Origin of the sequence: Bacillus halotolerans (genome assembly GCF_001517105.1) — a bacterium.
Taxonomy (GTDB): domain Bacteria; phylum Bacillota; class Bacilli; order Bacillales; family Bacillaceae; genus Bacillus; species Bacillus halotolerans.
Genome location: NZ_LPVF01000008.1, coordinates 733,481 through 753,016 on the forward strand (window position 1 = coordinate 733,481; position 19,536 = coordinate 753,016).

Annotated in this window: 19 protein-coding genes; 8 read left to right on the forward strand and 11 right to left on the reverse strand. The window is 45.7% G+C overall.

The window, feature by feature from the left end; translation table 11 throughout:
- Positions 1-16: 16 nt before the first annotated feature.
- The 7 genes from AU387_RS06200 to cidR all read right to left on the reverse strand — a co-directional run bounded on the left by AU387_RS06200 (position 17) and on the right by cidR (position 7,130).
- The gene (locus AU387_RS06200; protein WP_059335201.1) at positions 17-619 is read right to left on the reverse strand and encodes a DsbA family oxidoreductase; all 603 of its coding nucleotides are present in this window, start codon (positions 617-619) and stop codon (positions 17-19) included.
- An 88-nt stretch (positions 620-707) separates the two neighbouring features.
- Positions 708-1,958 (reverse strand): iron uptake transporter deferrochelatase/peroxidase subunit, encoded by a 1,251-nt coding sequence (gene efeB / locus AU387_RS06205; RefSeq protein ID WP_059292268.1) that lies wholly within the window; start codon positions 1,956-1,958, stop codon positions 708-710.
- Between the two features lie 18 nt (positions 1,959-1,976).
- Positions 1,977-3,134 (reverse strand): iron uptake system protein EfeO, encoded by a 1,158-nt coding sequence (efeO, locus tag AU387_RS06210; RefSeq protein ID WP_044159939.1) that lies wholly within the window; start codon positions 3,132-3,134, stop codon positions 1,977-1,979.
- Entirely contained in the window at positions 3,131-4,576 is a 1,446-nt protein-coding gene (locus AU387_RS06215; protein ID WP_059335202.1) for an FTR1 family protein, read from the reverse strand. Before AU387_RS06215 ends, efeO begins: the two co-directional genes overlap by 4 nt.
- A 154-nt stretch (positions 4,577-4,730) precedes the next feature.
- Complete coding sequence (thiE, locus tag AU387_RS06220; RefSeq protein ID WP_059292265.1) at positions 4,731-5,399, reverse strand: thiamine phosphate synthase; 669 nt, start codon at positions 5,397-5,399, stop codon at positions 4,731-4,733.
- The gene (gene thiM, locus AU387_RS06225; protein WP_059335203.1) at positions 5,396-6,214 is read right to left on the reverse strand and encodes a hydroxyethylthiazole kinase; all 819 of its coding nucleotides are present in this window, start codon (positions 6,212-6,214) and stop codon (positions 5,396-5,398) included. The genes thiE and thiM overlap by 4 nt, the downstream gene beginning before the upstream one ends.
- Positions 6,215-6,221: 7 nt before the next feature.
- Complete coding sequence (gene cidR, locus AU387_RS06230) at positions 6,222-7,130, reverse strand: cidABC operon transcriptional activator CidR (protein ID WP_059335204.1); 909 nt, start codon at positions 7,128-7,130, stop codon at positions 6,222-6,224.
- 105 nt (positions 7,131-7,235) lie between these two features.
- Here cidR and AU387_RS06235 point away from each other — a divergent pair, with 105 nt between their 5' ends.
- The 4 genes from AU387_RS06235 to AU387_RS06250 all read left to right on the forward strand — a co-directional run bounded on the left by AU387_RS06235 (position 7,236) and on the right by AU387_RS06250 (position 9,823).
- Positions 7,236-7,622: a CidA/LrgA family holin-like protein gene (locus AU387_RS06235; protein ID WP_003222205.1), complete on the forward strand. Its 387-nt coding sequence runs from the start codon at positions 7,236-7,238 to the stop codon at positions 7,620-7,622.
- Positions 7,604-8,281 (forward strand): CidB/LrgB family autolysis modulator, encoded by a 678-nt coding sequence (locus tag AU387_RS06240; RefSeq protein ID WP_044159947.1) that lies wholly within the window; start codon positions 7,604-7,606, stop codon positions 8,279-8,281. Before AU387_RS06235 ends, AU387_RS06240 begins: the two co-directional genes overlap by 19 nt.
- Before the next feature lie 107 nt (positions 8,282-8,388).
- Positions 8,389-9,591 (forward strand): MFS transporter, encoded by a 1,203-nt coding sequence (locus AU387_RS06245; protein WP_059335205.1) that lies wholly within the window; start codon positions 8,389-8,391, stop codon positions 9,589-9,591.
- Positions 9,592-9,625: 34 nt separating this feature from the next.
- Positions 9,626-9,823: a YwbE family protein gene (locus AU387_RS06250; protein WP_010332373.1), complete on the forward strand. Its 198-nt coding sequence runs from the start codon at positions 9,626-9,628 to the stop codon at positions 9,821-9,823.
- A gap of 34 nt (positions 9,824-9,857) precedes the next feature.
- Here the strand turns inward: AU387_RS06250 and AU387_RS06255 are convergent, their stop codons facing one another.
- Positions 9,858-11,045: a class I SAM-dependent rRNA methyltransferase gene (locus AU387_RS06255; protein ID WP_059335206.1), complete on the reverse strand. Its 1,188-nt coding sequence runs from the start codon at positions 11,043-11,045 to the stop codon at positions 9,858-9,860.
- Between the two features lie 121 nt (positions 11,046-11,166).
- On the opposite strand from AU387_RS06255, the gene glxA reads away from it, so the two are divergent.
- The gene (glxA, locus tag AU387_RS06260) at positions 11,167-11,547 is read left to right on the forward strand and encodes a glyoxalase GlxA (protein WP_044159953.1); all 381 of its coding nucleotides are present in this window, start codon (positions 11,167-11,169) and stop codon (positions 11,545-11,547) included.
- Between the two features lie 40 nt (positions 11,548-11,587).
- Here the strand turns inward: glxA and AU387_RS06265 are convergent, their stop codons facing one another.
- Both AU387_RS06265 and celB read right to left on the reverse strand, forming a co-directional pair.
- Entirely contained in the window at positions 11,588-12,265 is a 678-nt protein-coding gene (locus AU387_RS06265) for a DUF2711 family protein (protein WP_044159955.1), read from the reverse strand.
- An 88-nt stretch (positions 12,266-12,353) separates the two neighbouring features.
- Complete coding sequence (gene celB / locus AU387_RS06270) at positions 12,354-13,688, reverse strand: PTS cellobiose transporter subunit IIC (RefSeq protein WP_044159957.1); 1,335 nt, start codon at positions 13,686-13,688, stop codon at positions 12,354-12,356.
- 226 nt (positions 13,689-13,914) lie between these two features.
- Here celB and epr point away from each other — a divergent pair, with 226 nt between their 5' ends.
- From epr to sacY, 3 genes are all read left to right on the forward strand, one after another.
- Complete coding sequence (gene epr / locus AU387_RS06275; protein ID WP_044159959.1) at positions 13,915-15,852, forward strand: minor protease Epr; 1,938 nt, start codon at positions 13,915-13,917, stop codon at positions 15,850-15,852.
- Positions 15,853-16,296: 444 nt separating this feature from the next.
- Positions 16,297-17,676: a sucrose-specific PTS transporter subunit IIBC gene (locus tag AU387_RS06280; protein ID WP_059335207.1), complete on the forward strand. Its 1,380-nt coding sequence runs from the start codon at positions 16,297-16,299 to the stop codon at positions 17,674-17,676.
- A gap of 52 nt (positions 17,677-17,728) precedes the next feature.
- Positions 17,729-18,571, forward strand: coding sequence for a transcription antiterminator SacY (gene sacY, locus AU387_RS06285; RefSeq protein ID WP_044160381.1), 843 nt, complete (start codon positions 17,729-17,731; stop codon positions 18,569-18,571).
- A gap of 52 nt (positions 18,572-18,623) precedes the next feature.
- On the opposite strand, the gene AU387_RS06290 is transcribed toward sacY, so the two are convergent.
- On the reverse strand, positions 18,624-19,484 hold the full coding sequence (locus tag AU387_RS06290; RefSeq protein WP_044159962.1) for a glycosyltransferase family 8 protein: 861 nt from the start codon (positions 19,482-19,484) through the stop codon (positions 18,624-18,626).
- Positions 19,485-19,536 lie beyond the last annotated feature (52 nt).

Here is a 19,536-nt window from a genome sequence, read left to right on the forward strand (position 1 = left end):
AGAGAGCTTTCTTAGGTTACGTTTTTTGTTGTTCTTGAGAAATCGCGTTTTCAAATACTTCCTTGCCGGCTGCTCCTGGAATCACGGTGTCGCCGATGACAAAGGTTGGTACGGCTGTAATGTCAGCTTCTTCATAGGCGTGCTTCAGAGCTTGCCGCTGCACGTCCTGATATGTTCTTGCTTCCAGTGCAGCTTTGAACAATGCTCCGTCTAAGCCGACTTCCTCGGCCAGCTTCGTCAAGATATCAATCTCTCCGATGTTTTGGCCCTCTTGGAAAAACGCTGTAAATACACGGGTATTATACTCATGTCCTTTGTTGTATTCTTTGGCAAAGTGAAAGCCTTCAAAAGCCAAGTCTGTATAAGGGTGAGGCGAGACGTTTGGAAATTTGATGTCGACTCCCAATTTCTCCGCCATCGGTCTGATCGAGGTTTGCCACATATATTTCTTGGAAGGATCGTTTACAGGATCAAGCTGCGGTGAAGGACTTGGACGCAATTCAAACGGCATCCACTCGACTTCAACATCCTTTCCTTTTATCGCTTCTTCAAAAGCGGCTTTTCCAATGAAACAAAATGGGCAAACGTAATCTGAATAAACTTTTATCTGTACTGTCATGATTGTCTCCTTTCGTATAGGTTGATTTTAAACTGTAACAATAAAAGTTACAACTGTTTTTTAAAAAAGAAGCCTGCATGGCTTCTTTTTACGATTCAAGCAACCGCTGAGCGATATATTCTCCTTTTTTACACCCGCCGGGAATTGCATATAAAGCAGAACCAATCGTTTGCGTATATTCATTTAACGCATCCTTTGCCGAAAGTGCCTTCAGCATGGGAATGAACTGATTGTCGGGATTTTTTTGAAAGCTGATAAACAGGAGACCTGCATCCATATAACCGGTTTTGGAGTCAATGCCTTCCGTGTAAGAAAAGGCTCTTCGCAAAATTTGTTTCCCTGTAGATTTCGCAAGGCTGACGTGCGAATTTGACGGGATTTGATTCAGCTTGACAGGGTCTGTTTCCTTTTTTTGGCCAAAAGGCGCCCCGGAGCTTTTTCTGCGGCCGAAAGTATCCTCTTGATCCTTCAGGGAAGAGCGGTCCCAAATTTCAAGGAACATTTTGATTTTCCGAAAAGCCATATAAGTTCCGCCTGTCATCCAGTCAGGCTCGCCAGATTGAATCCACACAATCGAGTTCATCAAGGTGTCATCCTTGGTGCTTTGGTTCCCTGTTCCATCTTTAAACCCAAATAGATTGCGCGGCGTTTCTCCATTTTTGCCTCCGCTTAAAAAGCCTTTGTTTATAAAGCGGACTTCACAGGTGCCCACCGCTTGATTCAGCAGGTTTCGCAGCGCGTGAAACGCCACTTGTTCATCATCTGCGCATACTTGGATGCAGATGTCTCCGCTTCCCTGCTTCGCATCGAGATTGTCATTCGGCATCGCCGGAAGAGCAGCAAGGTGTTTCGGTTTCTTGCCTTTCAGTCCGAAACGATCCTTTCCATTTTTTTCGAAAAAGTCAGGCCCGAAGCCAAAAGTAACAGTTAAATTGGAAGGCGGTAAATCAGCCGATTCACCCGTATCCTGCGGAGGCAGATATTGATTTTTCTGCTCGCTCGACATTTTGTTTCCTGACGTCAGCATTTGTGTCAGGCTGGTCCAGTTTCTGAATAACGTGATGATATCGCTTTTCTCCTTCGCCGTCACATCAAGCGCGGCAAAATACACGTACGTCTGATGGGCAGTGGTGATTCCGGCCTGATGCTTTCCGTAAAATGGAACAACCTGGTCATCCTCTTTTTCGTCCTTCTTCGATGGCTTAGCCGCGGTCTGAACAAGCGGAGCGAGACCGCCGAGGCCGCTGGCGCCAATCGCCACGGCCGCCCCAGCCATCGCTCCCCATTTTAAAATGTCCCGTCTGTGAATTTGTTCTGGCTTTTTCTGTTCATCGCTCATGCTGTTACAAAACTCCTTTTATAGCACATTCGCAATCTTCGACATGGTTTCAGAAAGAGTCGTCAGCTTTGTGCTCAGCTCTCTGATTTGATCTTCACTTAATTTATCATAAGACGTATAGGCCTGATCATTCGTTTTGTATTTTGCCATTAAAACTTCAAATTCGCTGAATTCGGTATCCAGCTTTTCCGTCAGATCAGAGTGATCTTTTACGAGAGCGCTTTTCACAGTTTGATACACAGCCTCGGAGCCTTCAACATTTGCCATAAGATCGACTAAGTCGATTCGTGAGTAGCGCTCCTCTTCACCCGTAATTTTAGAAATACCTGCTTCGTTCAGAAGCTCCATCGCGCCTGCCACAATTTGTTCAGGCGTTAATGTCAATGATTCAATCGAACCATCAAGCTCTTTTACATCCTTGACAAGCTGGTCAGCCGTCGCCTTTTCCCCGGAAATATTTTTATCCTTCCAAATGGCTTTCTCAAGCTTGTGGAACCCTGTCCATTTGTCTCCTTCTTCTACATCGTTTTCCCGGGCATCAATTTTCGGGTCAAGATCTCCGAGGCTTTCGGCAATCGGTTCAATTCTTTCGTAATAGACGCGCGCTTTCGCATATAACGTCTTTGATTTTTCAATATCGCCTGCCTTCACGGCAGCTGTAAATGCTTCCGTCGCCTTCACAAGCTGATCGCTCTGCTCTTTGACGTAGTCTTTATATTCATCTGCCGCTTTTGCCAGCTGATCGCTTGCCTTTTTGCTGCTCTTCTTCGCTTCTGTCAGGTCTTCTAAGGACGCTTTCAGTGACTCGGATTCTGTCTTGATTTTGTCTGTATCCGGTTTGGATTTTTGCGCTTCTGTGTAGATTGGCTGAAGATGCTTTTCGATTTCTGTGTATTCGAACGGATAGTCGCTGCGAATATCATTTTCAAAAGAAAGCCAGTAGCTGTTTAATTCTTTCCCCTTCTTTTGAATCTCTTTTTGATCAGCTTTTTCAGCTGATTCATTCAGCTCGGAAATCATATTCTCCATTTTATCGACGGAAGCTGCGATCTCTTTGCTTACCCCGCTTTTATCAGATGACGCTTTTTCTTTAGTTGACGAAGTGTCATTGGCTCCGCATCCTGCACACAGTGCAAGGATGCATCCGGCTGTTACAGCAATCTTTGTGATATTCATTTTGTCAGTTCCTTTCCATTTGTATAATGTTTTGCCGCTTCTGAGATAAGCGCGATCAGTAAAAATAGCAAAATCAGCAATTGCGGAATCGTACTGTACACGGACGGATAAATTCCGAGAACGGACACAGACGGCAGCCAGCTTTCTGCATCAGACGGAAGGATCCCCGCGAGTTGCAGGCTGTGGACGCCTGTTCCGAGAAATTTCACGCACATATACAGGACAACCGCCATTGACAGCAGAAAAAACGGCTTCAATGGAATGCGCATTCCGAGCCTCATCATAAGAACACCGACGATGACGAGAACGACAAGGCCCGCGGCTGTCCCGCCGATCAGCTCAGTGAGAGAGAGCTTTCCAACAAGGCCGATGAAAAAGATGACTGTTTCGAGCCCTTCCCTCACGACTGCCAGAAATGCAATGAGCGCAAAGGAAAGCAGGCTTCGCTTTTTCAGCGCCTGTGATTTCTGGACATTGATTTTTTCTCTCCACTTGTCCATCGAGGCGTTTCTATGCAGCCACACCCCGACATACAAAAGCATGACAGCGGACAGCAAGCCGGTGATTCCGCCTAGCAAGAAATTGTTTTCTCCGAATACATTCGAGGAGAACAGGAGGGTGACGCCGATTCCGGCTGCTAAGGAAACGAACATGCCTGCTGACGCGCCGCCCCAGATCCATGCAGAAGAACGGGTGACACGGGCTTTTTTTGTCATGGTCAAAAGCGCCCCGATGACAAGCAGCGCCTCCATTCCTTCTCGAATTGGGATCAAGGCCGCGTCCCACCAGCTGTAGCTGCTCGAAGCAATCGGCTCAAGCAATTGAATCATTTCGTCAATTTGCTTTATGACCTGATCGGGATGGCTGTCGATTTCAGCCTTCATGAGTGCCAGATTTTCCTCCGATGTGGTATACGCTTCTTTGGATTGGGATACGACGTCTCCTTCTACGGCCAGCCAAGATGTGATTAAGTTGTCGATAGCGGCTGACGCTTCACCCATCTGTTTTTTTTCTATCAATTGTTTTGTGTCTTTTAAGCTTTGAATATAAGCTGTTAAGGACGCCCTTGATTGACCCGAGGATGCCTTCTTCAGCACAACAGCCTGCTGGTAGGTTTCTAAGTGAGAAGAAAGCTCTTCAAGCTGTGTTTCGAGTTTGTTCGCGTCTTGATTAATGAAAGAAAGAGAAATCATAGCGATATTCGAGTCCATTTTGCTGTGGGATGAAAGGTTTTCCTTCTTAATAGATGGTTCTTCCTTTTTCCACGCCGATTTGAAGGTCTCAAATGTTTGCTGTGCGGAATCTATATCTCCGTCTTGTACAGATTTGATCATTTGCTTGTTTAATTCAAGCAGGGAAGCAATCGGATCATTTTCCGCATGCACCGCCGAACCGAAAAACATCAACAAGCTGAGTAATATAAGTGTCAGCCCCCGAGCCATCATGTTCCTCCTATAATTGAAAATGATTATCATTGTATATCATAATCATAGCCAGTTCCCGATCTTTGTCAATGAAAATTTGAAGGTCTGAAAACCTTGGCGGAACAGCAAAAAGGCTGCCCTTTACAGGACAGCCTTTTGAAGGCAAATCGGGTTATCTGCCGGTCTTATATGTGTGAATAACATCGTAAAATTTACGTGCGGCTTCTTCCGGATCTTCCGTCAGACTGATAGCGCTGATCATACTGACACCATCAGCCCCCGCTTCGATGACGGGAGCGGCATTTTCTATTGTGATGCCGCCGATGCCGACAATCGGGATGCTGATGCCTTGACGTCTCACCGCTTCAATCAGAGACACACCCTGCACAGCTCTTGTATCCTTTTTCGTTTCCGTCGGATAGATCGGCCCGAGACCGACATAATCTGCTCCATCTTCCTCGGCTTGCTTCACCTCAGACATCGTATGGGCAGACACGCCAAGAATCATATCGCCAATTGCGTCACGGACCTCTTTTGCTTTCGCATCCTCTTGGCCGATGTGCACACCGTCTGCCTTCAGTTTCAGTGCCAGCTCCACATCATCATTGACAATAAAAGGGACTCCGGCTTCACGGCATGCCGCCTGAACCTTTGCGGCGAAGGCAATCCGCTCCTCTCCTGTCAATGCGCCCTCGCCCTTTTCACGAAACTGGTACAGAGTGGCACCGCCTTTTAATGCGTTTTGCACGACTGCCACAGGATCGCCTTTCGTATTGTTTGAACCCATAATGAAGTAAACAGATAATAGCTCTTTCATCATTTCCCGAGAAATACGTGTCATGAGACTGTCACCCTTTCTATTGTCGCTAGCTCTAGTACATCTTGTTCAGAGACAGAAGACAGCTTGTTCAGCAATTCAATCTGAAAACTCCCCGGACCTTTGTCAGCTGTCTGCTGCGCGGCAAGCTGTGCCGCAACACCATATGAGGAAATCGCAGCGATAGCAGCGTATAACGGATTTTTTTCCACTGCACAAAACGCACCGACAACTGAAGTCAGAAGACATCCGGCGCCTGTCACCTTCGTCAGCAGCTTGTGGCCGTTATGAAGAGTGTATACGTTAGATGCGTCGGCAATTACATCGACTTCCCCAGTAATCGCAATGACCGTGTTCAGTTTTTGCGCCGCCTGTTGAGCCAGATGGATGCTGTCGCCTCCGCCTTCACCGGCATCGACTCCTTTGATCATCCAATCCGAAACACCGACGGTATGTGCAATTTCCGCGGCATTTCCCCTGATTGCAGAGAGGCGCACCTCACGAATCATCTCACGTGCCGATTCAGTGCGGAACGTTGTCGCTCCAGCACCGACAGGATCAAGAATGACGGGTACGCCATGTTCATTCGCTGATTTACCCGCAATGATCATAGCTTCGACGGTTTCTTTGCTTAGCGTTCCGATATTTAAAACGAGCGCGCCCGCGATTTTTGCCATGTCGGCGACCTCTTCCTCCGCATAAGCCATTACGGGTGATGCACCGAGGGCGAGCAGGCCGTTCGCTGTAAAATTTGTCACAACATTGTTTGTTATACTGTGCACCAGAGGGCTATGCTTCCGGACGGCTGTTAGACGTTTTGCTGCTGATTGTGCATCCATATTAGCATCATCCTTTACTCTCTCTTTTTTTCGGATCCCATAAATACGATTTCGTATGTTCAAGCCAAGCTCTTGCCGCAAAGGACAAATAGCGATCCTTTCTCCATATAATCGCAAGATGCCAAGGGATGACCGGATCGACAAGCGGAATGACTTTGACCTTTTCCGGGTCAAGGCCGCGGCATATGCGTTCCGGCAAAAGTCCGATCCCCAGGTTGGCTGACACCATCTCACTGATAAAATCCCATTGTGAGGTTTCGTAAATGATATGAGGTCTGAATCCGGCCTTGATACATTCCATCATAATTCGATTGTGGAGAACAAAATCCTCCCTGAAGAAAATAAAAGGCTCTTCCTTCAAATCCTGTAATCGGCTCTCTTTCTCACCCGACAGCCGGTGGGAAGGGTGTACGACAAGCATTAATGTTTCTTTTACGATCGTAAATGAATGAAAAATGTCTTCGTTTGCGGGGAGAACGACAACACCGATGTCAAGAGAACCGTCCCCAACGCCTTCTTGGACTTTGATAGAGCCGTCCTCAACGAGCTGAAAGGTCACATTCGGATAATTTTCCCGAAAATCGCCGAGCACTCGCGGGAAAAATCCTGAGCCGATCATCGGCGGCAGTCCGATTCGCACATGCCCTTTCTTGACCTCCATAATATCATTTAACTCAGATGTCAGGTTTTGAAATGATTTAATGATTTCCTGTGCCTGCACATACATGCTATGGCCGGCGTCCGTCAGTTCCACCTGTCTGCCGTTTCGGTAAAAAAGCTCGATCCCAAGCTCCGCTTCTAAATTTTTGATCATTTTCGATATCGTCGGCTGAGAAACATAAAGTGATTGAGACGCCTTAGTAAAACTTTTCAGACGGGCGACCTCCAGAAAATATGTTAAATGGCGGATGTCCATTTGTTTCACCCTTTCTATAGACAAAAGGAATACTTATTATGCTTAATATATATTTTACCTATAGCGTAACCTCATGTACAATATGAATATAAGGGAGGCATCAATATGAAAAAACTGTTGCTAACCGTTATTCAAATCGCTCTGTTATTTATATTTGCTCGGCTGATTAATTGGGTGACAGCCCTTCTTCATATAAATATTCCCGGCAGTATAATTGGGATTGTGATTCTTTTCACATTATTACACTTTAAAATCATCAAGCTTGAATGGATAGAGCTTGGCGCGGCGTGGCTTCTTGGGGAGCTGCTTTTATTTTTTATCCCATCTGCCGTCGGAGTGATTGAATACGGAGACATTATGTCAAAATTCGGTGTCAGCATTTTGCTTGTTGTCATCATCAGCACGTTTGTCGTGATGGTGTCCACAGGAACGCTTACACAAATCATTGCGAAAAGAAAGGAGAAAAAACATACGTGTTCATCGGAATTGTAAGTTTGTTATTAACGGTTTTGGTGTATTTAGGAGCAAAAAAAGTATATTCGCGTTTTCCGCGAGTCTATACGTCGCCGCTATTGGTGACGCCCGCTGTGTTAGTCGGTCTGCTGCTGCTGGTTAATGTCCCGTACGAGACATATAATCTCGGCGGTGAAGTGCTGACCGATATGCTTCAGCCGGCTACCGTGGCATTTGCGATCCCGCTTTATAAATATTTCCCTGTTTTAAAGAAATACGCAGTGGAAATTATTTTAAACGTCGCCCTCGGCTCATGCATCGCGATTATTTCTACAGCTCTTATTGCGAAATGGCTTCATCTCGGAACTGGCTTGATTGACAGCCTCGTTCCAAGATCAGTGACAACGCCGATCGCTATGAACGTATCTGAAATGATCGGCGGAATGCCTGCGGTCACAGCTATATTTGTCATTTTGACTGCATTGTTCGGCACCGTCATCGGCCCGATGGTCATCCGCTATTTCCGCATTGATAACGAAATTGCGCGGGGCGTGCTGCTCGGCACAAGCGCACATGGAGCGGGCACATCCAAAGCATTTGAGCTTAGCTCAGTGTCCGGCACGATTTCCAGCGTGTCAATGATCCTTGCGGCGATTATGACGCTTTGCGCGGCGCCGTTTTTACTTTCATTTATGTAGGTAGAAAAAACTGTCCTGGCAAGGGCAGTTTTTTTGTGTCTCCTTCCATTGAAAAGCTGAGAAATTACAATATAATGTAATTTGTGGATACTAAAGGAGGAGCCCTCATGCGCAGTTTGCAGGTGAAACGGCATTACGCCGCGTTAAAAGGATTTTATTTATTTGCTTTCCTGGGCACAGGCAGTATCATTCCGCTGCTCAGTATGTATTTAACAAAGGAACAGCATGTAAGCGGCTCACAAGTCGGCTTGATTATGTCACTCGGCCCGATTGTGATGATCTTTTTCCAGCCGTTTTGGGGTATGCTGAGCGATTATACGCAAAAAACAAAAAGCCTGCTTGCGGTTTGCACATCGGTAACAGGTGTCATCGGGCTCGGCTACATCGCATTTGACGGCTTTCCGTTGTTTATTCTGATTGCAGCCTGTTTTGCAGCCTTTCAGAGCACAATCATTCCATTGTCAGACAGCATTTCTTTACGCTACACACAACAAACAAACGGAAACTACGGCGGAATCCGCCTGTTTGGTTCTCTCGGCTTCGGCATTGCGGTGTTTGTCATGGGACAGGTGACGAATCAGCTGTACCCCATTCACGTCATCTTTATCTTTGGCTGTGCCTTTCTGTGCATGGCAGCCATATTAGCATCACAGATGCCGGGCCAGCAGAAAACAAAAACAAAGATCAACATCCGCAAAGGGTTCCGGGAGCTGGTCAGCAACAAAACTTTCCTCATCTTTATGATCATCACCTTTACGACATTCGCACCAAATTTAGCGAACAATACATACTTCAGTCTGTTTCTCGACAAAAGCGGCGCGTCTCTTTCCGCCATTGGCCTTTTATTTTTTATCGGAGTGATCTCAGAAATTCCGTTTATGAGGTTTGCACAGAAATTCATAGATAAAATGGGATTGCTCAATGTCATCATACTGTCCGGCGGGGTTTCATTATTCAGATGGACGCTTTACTTCACAGAGCCTTCGTTATGGCTCATTTATGCGACGGTATGTCTCCAAGGCGTTTCTATTGGTTTATTTATTCCGGCGGCGCTGCAATACGTCAAAAAGATTACCCCGAGCCATGTGGAGGCGACAGCGCTAACCATGTACGCCGCCATCGGCAACGGATTCGGCAACTGGTTCTGTACGTTTGTTGGCGGATACATTTTTGACTACATTTCCATCTTCGCGGTCTATCTGCTCTTCGCCATTCTCAGCATAGCGGGCGCAGGGCTGACATTATATTTAATAAAAGCAGAAAAAAATAAACATACGCTTCATCAGCCGGCTGTTACTTTTAAACCATAACGACTATAATGAATAAAAAGAAAGGAAGTGTGCTATGAACGGGCAAGAGCGGAGCAGCATTTCTAAAGGATTACAGGTTGATATTGTCTTGAAAGCGGATCAAAAAACAGGAAAACTGACGCGAGGCACAGTGAAGGATATTTTGACGAAATCAAGCTATCACCCGCACGGCATTAAAGTCCGTCTGGAAGATGGCCGTATCGGACGCGTCCAGCAAATCATTTCTACATAAAAAATCTGCCCTGAACCGGGCAGATTTTTTCTTTTTATTTTTTCTGCAGAAAGACAACCTTTAAGTAATTGCCTTCCGGATATGCTGACATCGTTTTAAAGTCCTCTGGCAATGTAAATTCCTCTATGATCGTATAGCGTTCATTTGTTTCTTTGAACGCGGCATCGATAAAGCCTTTGAATTTCTTCATTCCGAAGGCGCTGCTGTTTGTAGAGGCGACAATGATGCCCTTGTCGGCTGTAATCGCGATCGTTTCCTTCAGCAGATTTTTATAATCCTTGGCCGCGCTGAAGGTGCGTTTTTTTGTGCGGGCAAAGGATGGCGGGTCGAGAACAATCAGATCAAAGCGCAGATCCTTTTTCGCCGCATATGAGAAGTATTTAAAAACATCCATCACTTTAATATCGTGCGCCTCGTAATCCAGCTTGTTCACGCTGAATTGCTCGATCGTTTTGGCGAGGCTTCGATTTGCCACGTCCACGCTTGTTGTTTTTTCCGCTCCGCCTAACGCTGCCGCCACTGAGAACGCACCCGTATAAGAAAACGTGTTTAAAACGTTTTTTCCACTGGCATAGCGGTCTCTGATCGCTTTGCGCACATGTCTTTGATCTAAAAAGATACCTGTCATGGCGCCTTCGTTTAAATCAACCGCGTATTGTATCCCGTTTTCTTGAATGATGATCGGGAACTCGCCTCTTTCCCCCTTCACGAAGTCATCATCCTCGACATACTGTCCAGCCGTATCGAAGCGTTTCTTTTCGTAAATCGCTTTATATTCAATATCCAGTTCATCCAGAGCGGCAATCAGCGTTTCTTTAAAAGTGTAAATGCCTTTGCTGTACCATTGGAGCAGCAGGTACCCTTCATAATAATCAACGGTGACGCCGCCAATGCCGTCGCCCTCACCGTTGAAGAGGCGGAAAGCCGATGTATCAGGCGCCGCAAAAAGATTTGTACGCGCTTGTACCGCTTTTGTTAATTTACTGAGGAAAAATGCTTGGTCGATTTGTTCATTTTTATTGCGGGTAAGCGTCCAGCCGACCCCTTTGTTTTGCAGGCCGTAGTAGCCCCTTGCGAGAAACTCGCCGCTTTCAGACACGACATCAACGAGGTCGCCTTCTTTGACGTGCCCCGCACTGCCGGTGAGAGCTTCCTTTTCGATCAGCGGATAGCCTTTTTTGATTTTTGCAGCATGTGCTTGCTTTAGGGTGAGTAGCTTCATATATGTTCGTCCTCTTTCTGTTTGCTTTTTCTTATCGTACCACAAAACGCCAAGATGTCTTCATTGACAGAAAGGAAAGGTTTTTCTACGATAGACAAAAAGAGTTTCTAGGAGGAACAGCATGGCAAAACGAATTGACCATACAGGCATTATGGTAAGAGATATGAACGCGTCCATTTCATTTTATGAAGAGGTTCTCGGCATGAAATTGAAGGACCGCATCACTCATACGAACGGTATTATCGAGCTTGCTTTTCTAGGCTTTGAAGATGGTCCGGAAACAGAAATCGAACTGATTCAAGGCTACAGCAGCGAGCTTCCCGCCGAAGGTAAAGTGCATCACATTGCCCTGCTGACTGATGATATCGCGGCCGAATATACAAAAGCGGAAAGAATGAATGCAAAATTTATCGACGAAGAGATCACAACACTTCCAAACGGGTATCGGTATTTTTATATCGAAGGTCCTGACGGCGAGTGGATAGAGTTCTTTCAGCGGTAAGAAAAAAGAACGTATCTCTGTTTAGGGGTACGTTCTTTTCTTATCTATACCAATTCATATACGTAGTTTCATCGCAAAACATGGCCTCCCAGCCCATACGCTGAACCATGTCATGAATGTTTTCATCTTTCGCAAGAAAAACATTCATGAATGAGTCATATACACTCATAAATACAAAATCCATTTTCTCATCAGTCAAAATGAGCTCTGCGGCGGCTTCATCAAGAACCGTCCGCAAGTTAGCCTCAGTTGTGTCCAGAAAGCCGCTGTTTTCCACAATTGGTTCTGAGTAATAAAACCGATTGGAGCCGTTGTAACGAAGCACTTTTACCAAACCGGGAATATGAAAATTTGAAATATGGTCCTCACTGGGATAAAAGAGATCTCCTTTTAAGTTCGCATGTAAAAGTTCAGCCAAATCCTCTCTCGCGTACTCATCCCTTAAAGCAAATATCGATGTCTTCAAAGCCAGCGCCAGCTCTGCATGTGTTTGGAATCCGCATGAAGACATGATCTCTTTCCATGTAACTGCTTTTCCTTTTTCCCTTACTTCTTGATCATTTGGATAAATATGCTCATACTCATTTTTTCTCTTAGCTTTTTCCCACCCTTCAGGCATTTGAATAAAAGGAGAAAATAAAATAGCAGCTGATGTATATTCAACTGGTATTTGTTTTAAGATTGGTGATTCGTCATCTAACCATATGTATTCTAGCATGCGCACCCCATTTACATATTCTAACATTTACTCATAGTTGATAGAAGATCATCAGCCCTTTAACAGCTGATGATCTATTACAGCTACATCACGTCACATTTTTATCCCCGGATTCAACCGCACTCTCTTCCTTCCATTTTTGATGATCCCATATTCTGAAAAACGGATAGTAGAGAGCACATGTAATGAGCAGGTTCACCAGCTGCATGACCGCTCCCGATACTTTTCCGCCTGTCGCCAGGTACCCTGATATGAGCGGCGGCATGGTCCATGGCACGGCGATTCCGGCGGGCCTTGCCACCAGTCCTGTGCTCATGCCGATATAAGTGGCGGTAATGGTGAGGAGCGGGGCTATGATGAAGGGAACGATAAGGAGCGGGTTCATCACAATCGGCATGCCGAAAATGATCGGCTCGTTGATGTTAAATAGCGCAGGACCAATCCCTAATCGGCCGAGCTGCTTCATCTGTTTGCTCCGGGACCGCACAAGCATTGTGAGTACAAGCGCCAGCGTTGCTCCACTTCCGCCGACATTGATCCAAATTTGAAAAAACTGAGTCGTAAAAATACTCGGCAGCGCCTCGCCCGCTTGAAACGCGAGACGGTTTGCATCCATCGCGCCATACCAAATCGGCGCCATAATACCGCCGATGATCGAAGCGCCGTGAATGCCGCACGCCCAAAGCAGCATTTGCACGAATTCAGCGATCAGACTCCCTCCGAGGCTGCCGCCAAGGATGGAAAGCGGCGTGCCGAGCAGGTCTCCGACGACATTGTGCAGGCTTTGAAAAGGCGTCATTTCAATCAGAAGACGCGCCAGCCATATAAGAAATACGATAATAAAGCCGGGAATCAGCGCGACAAATGATTTGCTTACCGCCGGCGGCACGCCGTCAGGCATGTTAAACACAATATTTTTTTGAATGATGTACCGGTAGACTTCAGTCGAAAACAAGGCGATGATCATGGCGACAAACAGTCCCTTGCTGCCGAGCAATGTAATGGGAATTCCGCCTCCAACCATGATTGATTCTGTTGAGCCATCCGGCGTAAAAGGCACCTCGAACGGCGTTGCCAATAAGAAGGCTGCAATTGAAATCGCTCCGGCCGACAGGGCATCAACACCGTAGCTTTCCGCCAGCCGATAGGCGATCCCGAAAGCCGCAATCATTGCCATAATATCGAATGAAGCATTGACAGGATAGCCAAGCTTATCCGCCCACTGTTCCCCAAACACACTCGCCATAAAATCAGCATAACCGGGAATCGGCAGGCTAGTTAAAATCAAAAAGACAGAACCGATAATAATCAGCGGCATGGTCAAAACAATGCCGTCACGCAAAGCGCTGAGATGCCGCTGCCCGGCAATTTTCCCAGCGACAGGCATGATTTTTTCTTCCATCACCCGAGTGAATGCGCTCATCTGAAAAGCCCCCTTTTTTCACTGCTTTGTAAACAACCTTTGCAATGTTTTCTTTATCTTATTTTGAAAACGCTTACAAATTCATGCGGAAAATTTCCTCTTTCTGCGGAAAAAATCTGTATTCTTCTGAACAACCCTGTCAATGAAAAAATCTTTCCTTCTTATTATCAAAATCACATTTTCCTCCGATATATATATCAAACATCATAGAAAAAGGAGAAGAACCATGAAAAACACGTTTTGCAAACTTGTTGTATCAGTCACTCTGTTTTTCAGTTTTCTCGCCCTTGGGCCTCTTGCACATGCAGAAACCAGCAGCGAGAAAGAGGTCATTGTGGTCTATAAAAACACAGACGGCAAGGAAACCGTTCTGGACAGTGATGCTGAGGTTGAACAGCAGTATCAGCATCTTCCGGCGGTAGCTGTTACAGCAGATCCAGAGACAGTAAAAGAATTCAAACAGGATCCTGATATTTTGTATGTCGAAAACAATGTCACGTTCACCGCAGCGGACAATACAGACCTCAAAGTACTGTCAGAGAACGCCGACACCTCTGACAACTTCGAGCAATGGAATCTTGAACCGATTCAGGTCAAACAGGCTTGGAAGGAGGGGCTGACAGGCAAAAACGTCAAAATCGCTGTCATTGACAGCGGGATCTCCCCCCACGACGACCTGTCGATTTCCGGCGGGTACTCAGCTGTCAGTTACACCTCTTCTTACAAAGACGATAACGGCCACGGAACACATGTCGCCGGGATTATCGGCGCTAAGCATAACGGCTACGGAATTGACGGCATCGCACCGGAAGCACAAATATATGCGGTTAAAGCGCTGGATCAGAACGGCTCGGGAGATCTTCAAGGTCTTCTCAAAGGGATCGACTGGTCGATAGCGAATGGAATGGATATCGTCAATATGAGCCTTGGCACGTCTTCAGACAGCCAGATTCTTCATGACGCCATGGACAAAGCATATGAAAAAGGCGTACTGCTCGTTGCCGCAAGCGGAAATGAAGGAAACGGGAAGCCAGTAAATTACCCGGCGGCATACAGCAGTGTCGTTGCAGTGTCAGCAACAGATCAACACAATCAGCTCGCAGCCTTTTCAACAACAGGAAATCAAGTTGAATTTTCAGCACCGGGAACAGACATCACGAGCACGTATTTACATCAATATTACGCGACGGGAAGCGGCACATCCCAAGCGACACCGCACGCCGCTGCCATGTTTGCGTTATTAAAACAGCGTGATCCTGGCAACACGAACGTGCAGCTTCGCGCCCTCATGCAGAAAAACATCGTTGATCTCGGAATTACGGGCCGCGATCAGCAATTCGGCTATGGCCTGATCCGGTATAAAGCCCAGCAGGCAGATAAAGCGTACGCGGCGGCTGAGCAAGCGGTCAAAAAAGCCGAACAGACAAAAACACAAGCCGATATCGACAAAGCGAAAAAGCTCGTCAGCAAGCTGCCGAATTCCAGCGCCAAAAAAGCTTTGCAAAAAAGACTGGATAACGTTCAGGCATACAGAAATGTAAAAGACGCGAAGGACAAAGCGGCAAAGGCAGAAAAGTATAAAACCCAGCAAACCGTTGATACAGCACAAGCCGCGATCAACAAACTGCCGAACGGCACGGATAAAAAGAACCTGCAAAAACGGTTAGATCAGGTCAAGCGCTATATCGCATCAAAGCAAGCAAAGGACAAAGTCGCCAAAGCGGAAAAAAGCAAAAAGAAAACAGATGTCGGCAGCGCTCAATCGGCAGTTAACAAGCTTCCGGCAGGCTCAGAAAAAACGTCCCTGCAGAAGCGTCTCAACAAAGTGAAAAGCAGCAATGTAAAAACGGCGCAGCAATCAGTCGCCGCAGCGGAAAAGAAATCAACTGACGCAAACGCGGCGAAAGCCCAAAAGGCCGTCAATGAACTTCAGTCCGGAAAAGACAAAACGTCATTGCAAAAACGGTTAGATAAAGTGAAGAAAAAAGTGGCGGCAGCTGAAGCCAAAAAAGTCGAAACGGCCAAAGCCAAAGTGAAAAAAGCGGAAAAAGACAAGACAAAAAAATCAAAAACAGCCGCTCAGTCCGCAGTCAATCAATTAAAAGCATCCCATGAAAAAACAAAGCTGCAAAAACGGCTGAACGCCGTTAAGCCGAAGAAATAATTGAAAAAACCTTTAAGACAAGTGTTACGTCTTAAAGGTTTTTTCATCTGTTAAACTGTGTACGCAACCTTTTTCCCATTTGCTTCACAGGCTTTTCATACTATTGCTATCCTGCTGTGAACAGCATAAAATGAACGTTATTACAGATATCAACTGCATATTGCGGGATTGTGACTGGCAAGCAGGCAAGACCCAACGATGCAAAGGGAGTATTAGTGCCTAGAAAAAGAAAGGCATTTTAACTCTTCTTTTCGTGTTGGGCTCGTAACGGCGCCAATGACATTTCTGCTTTATATGTTTCGTATGCCCCGTCACCCGACGAGGGCATTTTTTGACGGCTCTGCACGCTTTACATTTTTCTCACTTTTTTCATTTTGATTGTCAACTTTTCATTTGATACGATGAACAAGCCGACTTTTCTTCAACAGAGGAGGTTTTTATTGTTTGCAAAAAGAAATTGCGAAAGAATTATTGCTCCTCGCAGGAGGAAAAAGCAACATTATCAGCATCAGCCACTGTACAACTCGTCTTCGTTTTGAAGTAAAGGATGAAACAAGAATCGACATACGTGCTATTGAGAATCTGCAAGGTGTGCAGGGCACCTTTTTCAGATATGGCCTGTTCCAGATTATTTTTGGGGCGGGTATCGTCAACAAAATTTATAAAGAAGTCGTTTGTGTGTGGGAGGCAGCGCCTTCTGAAGAGGCTGTTCAAGAGAAACATGCCAGACGCAAACTGAACCCCGTCACAACATTTGCTAAAACGCTGTCCGATATTTTCATGCCGATTATCCCGGCGATAACAGCAAACGGTTTGCTCATGGGGCTGATCGGCATGATTCAGGTCTTTCACTGGTTCTCTGCCGATAGCCCGTGGATCAAAATGCTGGATCTCGTGTCAAGCACCGCCTTTATTCTGCTGCCGATTTTGGTTGGCTTCAGTGCCGCCAGACAATTTGGCAGCAACCCATTTTTAGGGGCATTGATAGGAGGGCTTCTGACTCATCCTGATTTGCTTGATCCATCCATGCTCGGCAGCAAAACCCCCGCTTCCTTGGACATATGGGGGCTGCACATTCCATTGATGGGCTATCAGGGCGCCATTATACCGATCCTTCTCTCCATTTATATCATGAGCAAAATTGAGAAGCTTTTAAAAACGATTGTGCCCAAGTCACTTGATGTCGTGATCATTCCCTTTATCACTGTGATGGTGACAGGGTGTCTCGCGCTGATTGTGATGAACCCCGCCGCAGCTATCATCGGCCAGGTCATTTCACAATCAATTGAATACATTTATCACCACGCGGGCATTGCTGCCGGAGCTCTTTTCGGGGGCATCTATTCCACTATCGTTCTATCAGGCTTGCATCATAGCTTTTATGCGATTGAAGCGACTTTGCTTGCTGACCCTCATGTGGGTGTGAACTTTTTGGTGCCGATATGGTCAATGGCGAATGTGGCGCAAGGCGGAGCAGGACTGGCGGTTTTCTTCAAAACGAAGCAGTCAGGCCTGAAGAAAATCGCGCTCCCCGCTTCCCTTACCGCGTTTTTAGGCATTGTGGAGCCAATTGTTTTCGGAGTAAATGTGAAGCTGATCCGCCCCTTTATCGGAGCCGCTATTGGAGGCGCTCTCGGCGGGGCGTATGTAGTTGGGGCACACGTCGTTTCGAATTCCTACGGACTGACCGGCATCCCGATGATTTCAATCGTGCTGCCGTTTGGCATTGCGAATTTTGTTCATTATATGATCGGTTTTTTGATCGCGGCCGTCTCTGCTTTTATAGCTACATTGTTTCTCGGGTTTAAAGAAGAGACAGAATAACTGGATTTATTCGATTTCATTCATAAAACGGGGGATGAAAGGACAAAAAGCTATGAAAATTAAAAGAATATTAAATCATAATGCAATCGTCGTAAAGGATCAAAATGAAGAGAAGATTCTCTTAGGTGCAGGAATTGCGTTCGACAAAAGAAAAAATGATATTGTTGATCCGTCTAAAATCGAAAAAACATTCGTCAGAAAAGATACACCTGACTATAAACAATTCGAAGAGATTTTAGAAACATTGCCGGAAGACCATATTCAAATCTCCGAGCAAATTATTTCCCATGCTGAACAAGAACTGAACATCAAAATCAACGAACGGATTCACGTTGCGTTTTCAGACCACCTCTCATTTGCGATCGAACGCCTGAGCAACGGGATGGTCATCAAAAATCCGTTGCTGAATGAGATCAAAGTTCTTTATCCGAAGGAATTCCAAATCGGCATGTGGGCTAGAGCGCTGATTAAAGAGAAACTGGGCATTGAGATTCCTGAGGATGAAATCGGCAATATCGCCATGCACATTCACACAGCGAGAAACAACGCCGGCGACATGACACAGACACTTGATATTACAACGATGATCCGTGATATTATCGGCATTATTGAAACCCAGCTGTCGATCAACATTGTGGAGGATACCATTTCTTACGAAAGGCTCGTGACCCATTTGCGCTTTGCCATTCAGCATATCAAAGCAGGCGAAACCATTTACGAGCTGGATTCAGAAATGATCGCCATCATTAAAGAAAGATTCAAGGATGCTTTCCTATGCGCCAAAAGCATCGGCACATTTGTGAAAAAAGAATACGGCTTTGAATTTCCTGAAAAAGAATTGTGCTATATCGCCATGCATATTCAGCGCTTTTATCATCGGTCAGTGGCCCGCTGACAAACAAAAAAACGCTTTTGATCATCTCAAAAGCGTTTTTTTCATATATAGATTATTGATTGATGGCCGGGTTTCCGATCGTATTCCACTTTGTATAGGACATGTAATGGAAATACTCATCGCGATACGGATGTTTTGTATTGGAGTTCCAAGGCTTTTCTCCGCCGCAGAAGTGGACGATTGCCGGGTTTTCTCTCGTTTCATTATATTGCTTCCGTCCTAACAGTGTCGGAGGTGTTTTCAGTTTTAACATGATGTATGTTTGAGCGTTCCAGCGGGGATGAAGCTCATACCACTTATCATATAAGATCGCGTTCAGCGCATCTTGGTCATGTAACACAAGAAAATCTTCAGAACCGTTTTCATTGATAAAGTTGAGAACTTTTTCTGTGATGTTTTGCTTTCTCCAAGGTTCCATATCAATAACCATAATACCTGAGTTAAAATATTTTCCCGTGTCAGTGATATTCATTTCTTTCAAACGTTCATGCTGCCCCGCATCTTCCACAGCAGCAACGGTGTATGGAGCGATGTCCAAGTCCCATAGTTTCGAAATATCCTCAAGGACAAGTGCATCACAATCGACATAAATCATCCGCTTAATGCTCTCATCCTTAATTAAGTCAGGAATCGAAATGCGGTAATACGCCGCTTTTGTAATATGGCTGCTTTCCACAGCATGTTCATACTGGTTGGCATCCACTTCTAAAAACTCAATCGGCACGCCGAACTTCAATGTGGTTTCTTCCAGCCTTTTTTTGTTATCAGGCTCAATTCCCCCATCAATCACATATAGCTTTACTTTTCTGTTCTGGTCCATGTTTGTCAATAAAGAAACGAACATCCCACCTAAATGACGAGCATAATTATCATCTGCGCATGATACGATATGCATAATTTCATCTTTCTTCAATGGTATTCATCTCCCTTTGTGTTGTACAAGTTACATTCCCTTTTTCAGAAAA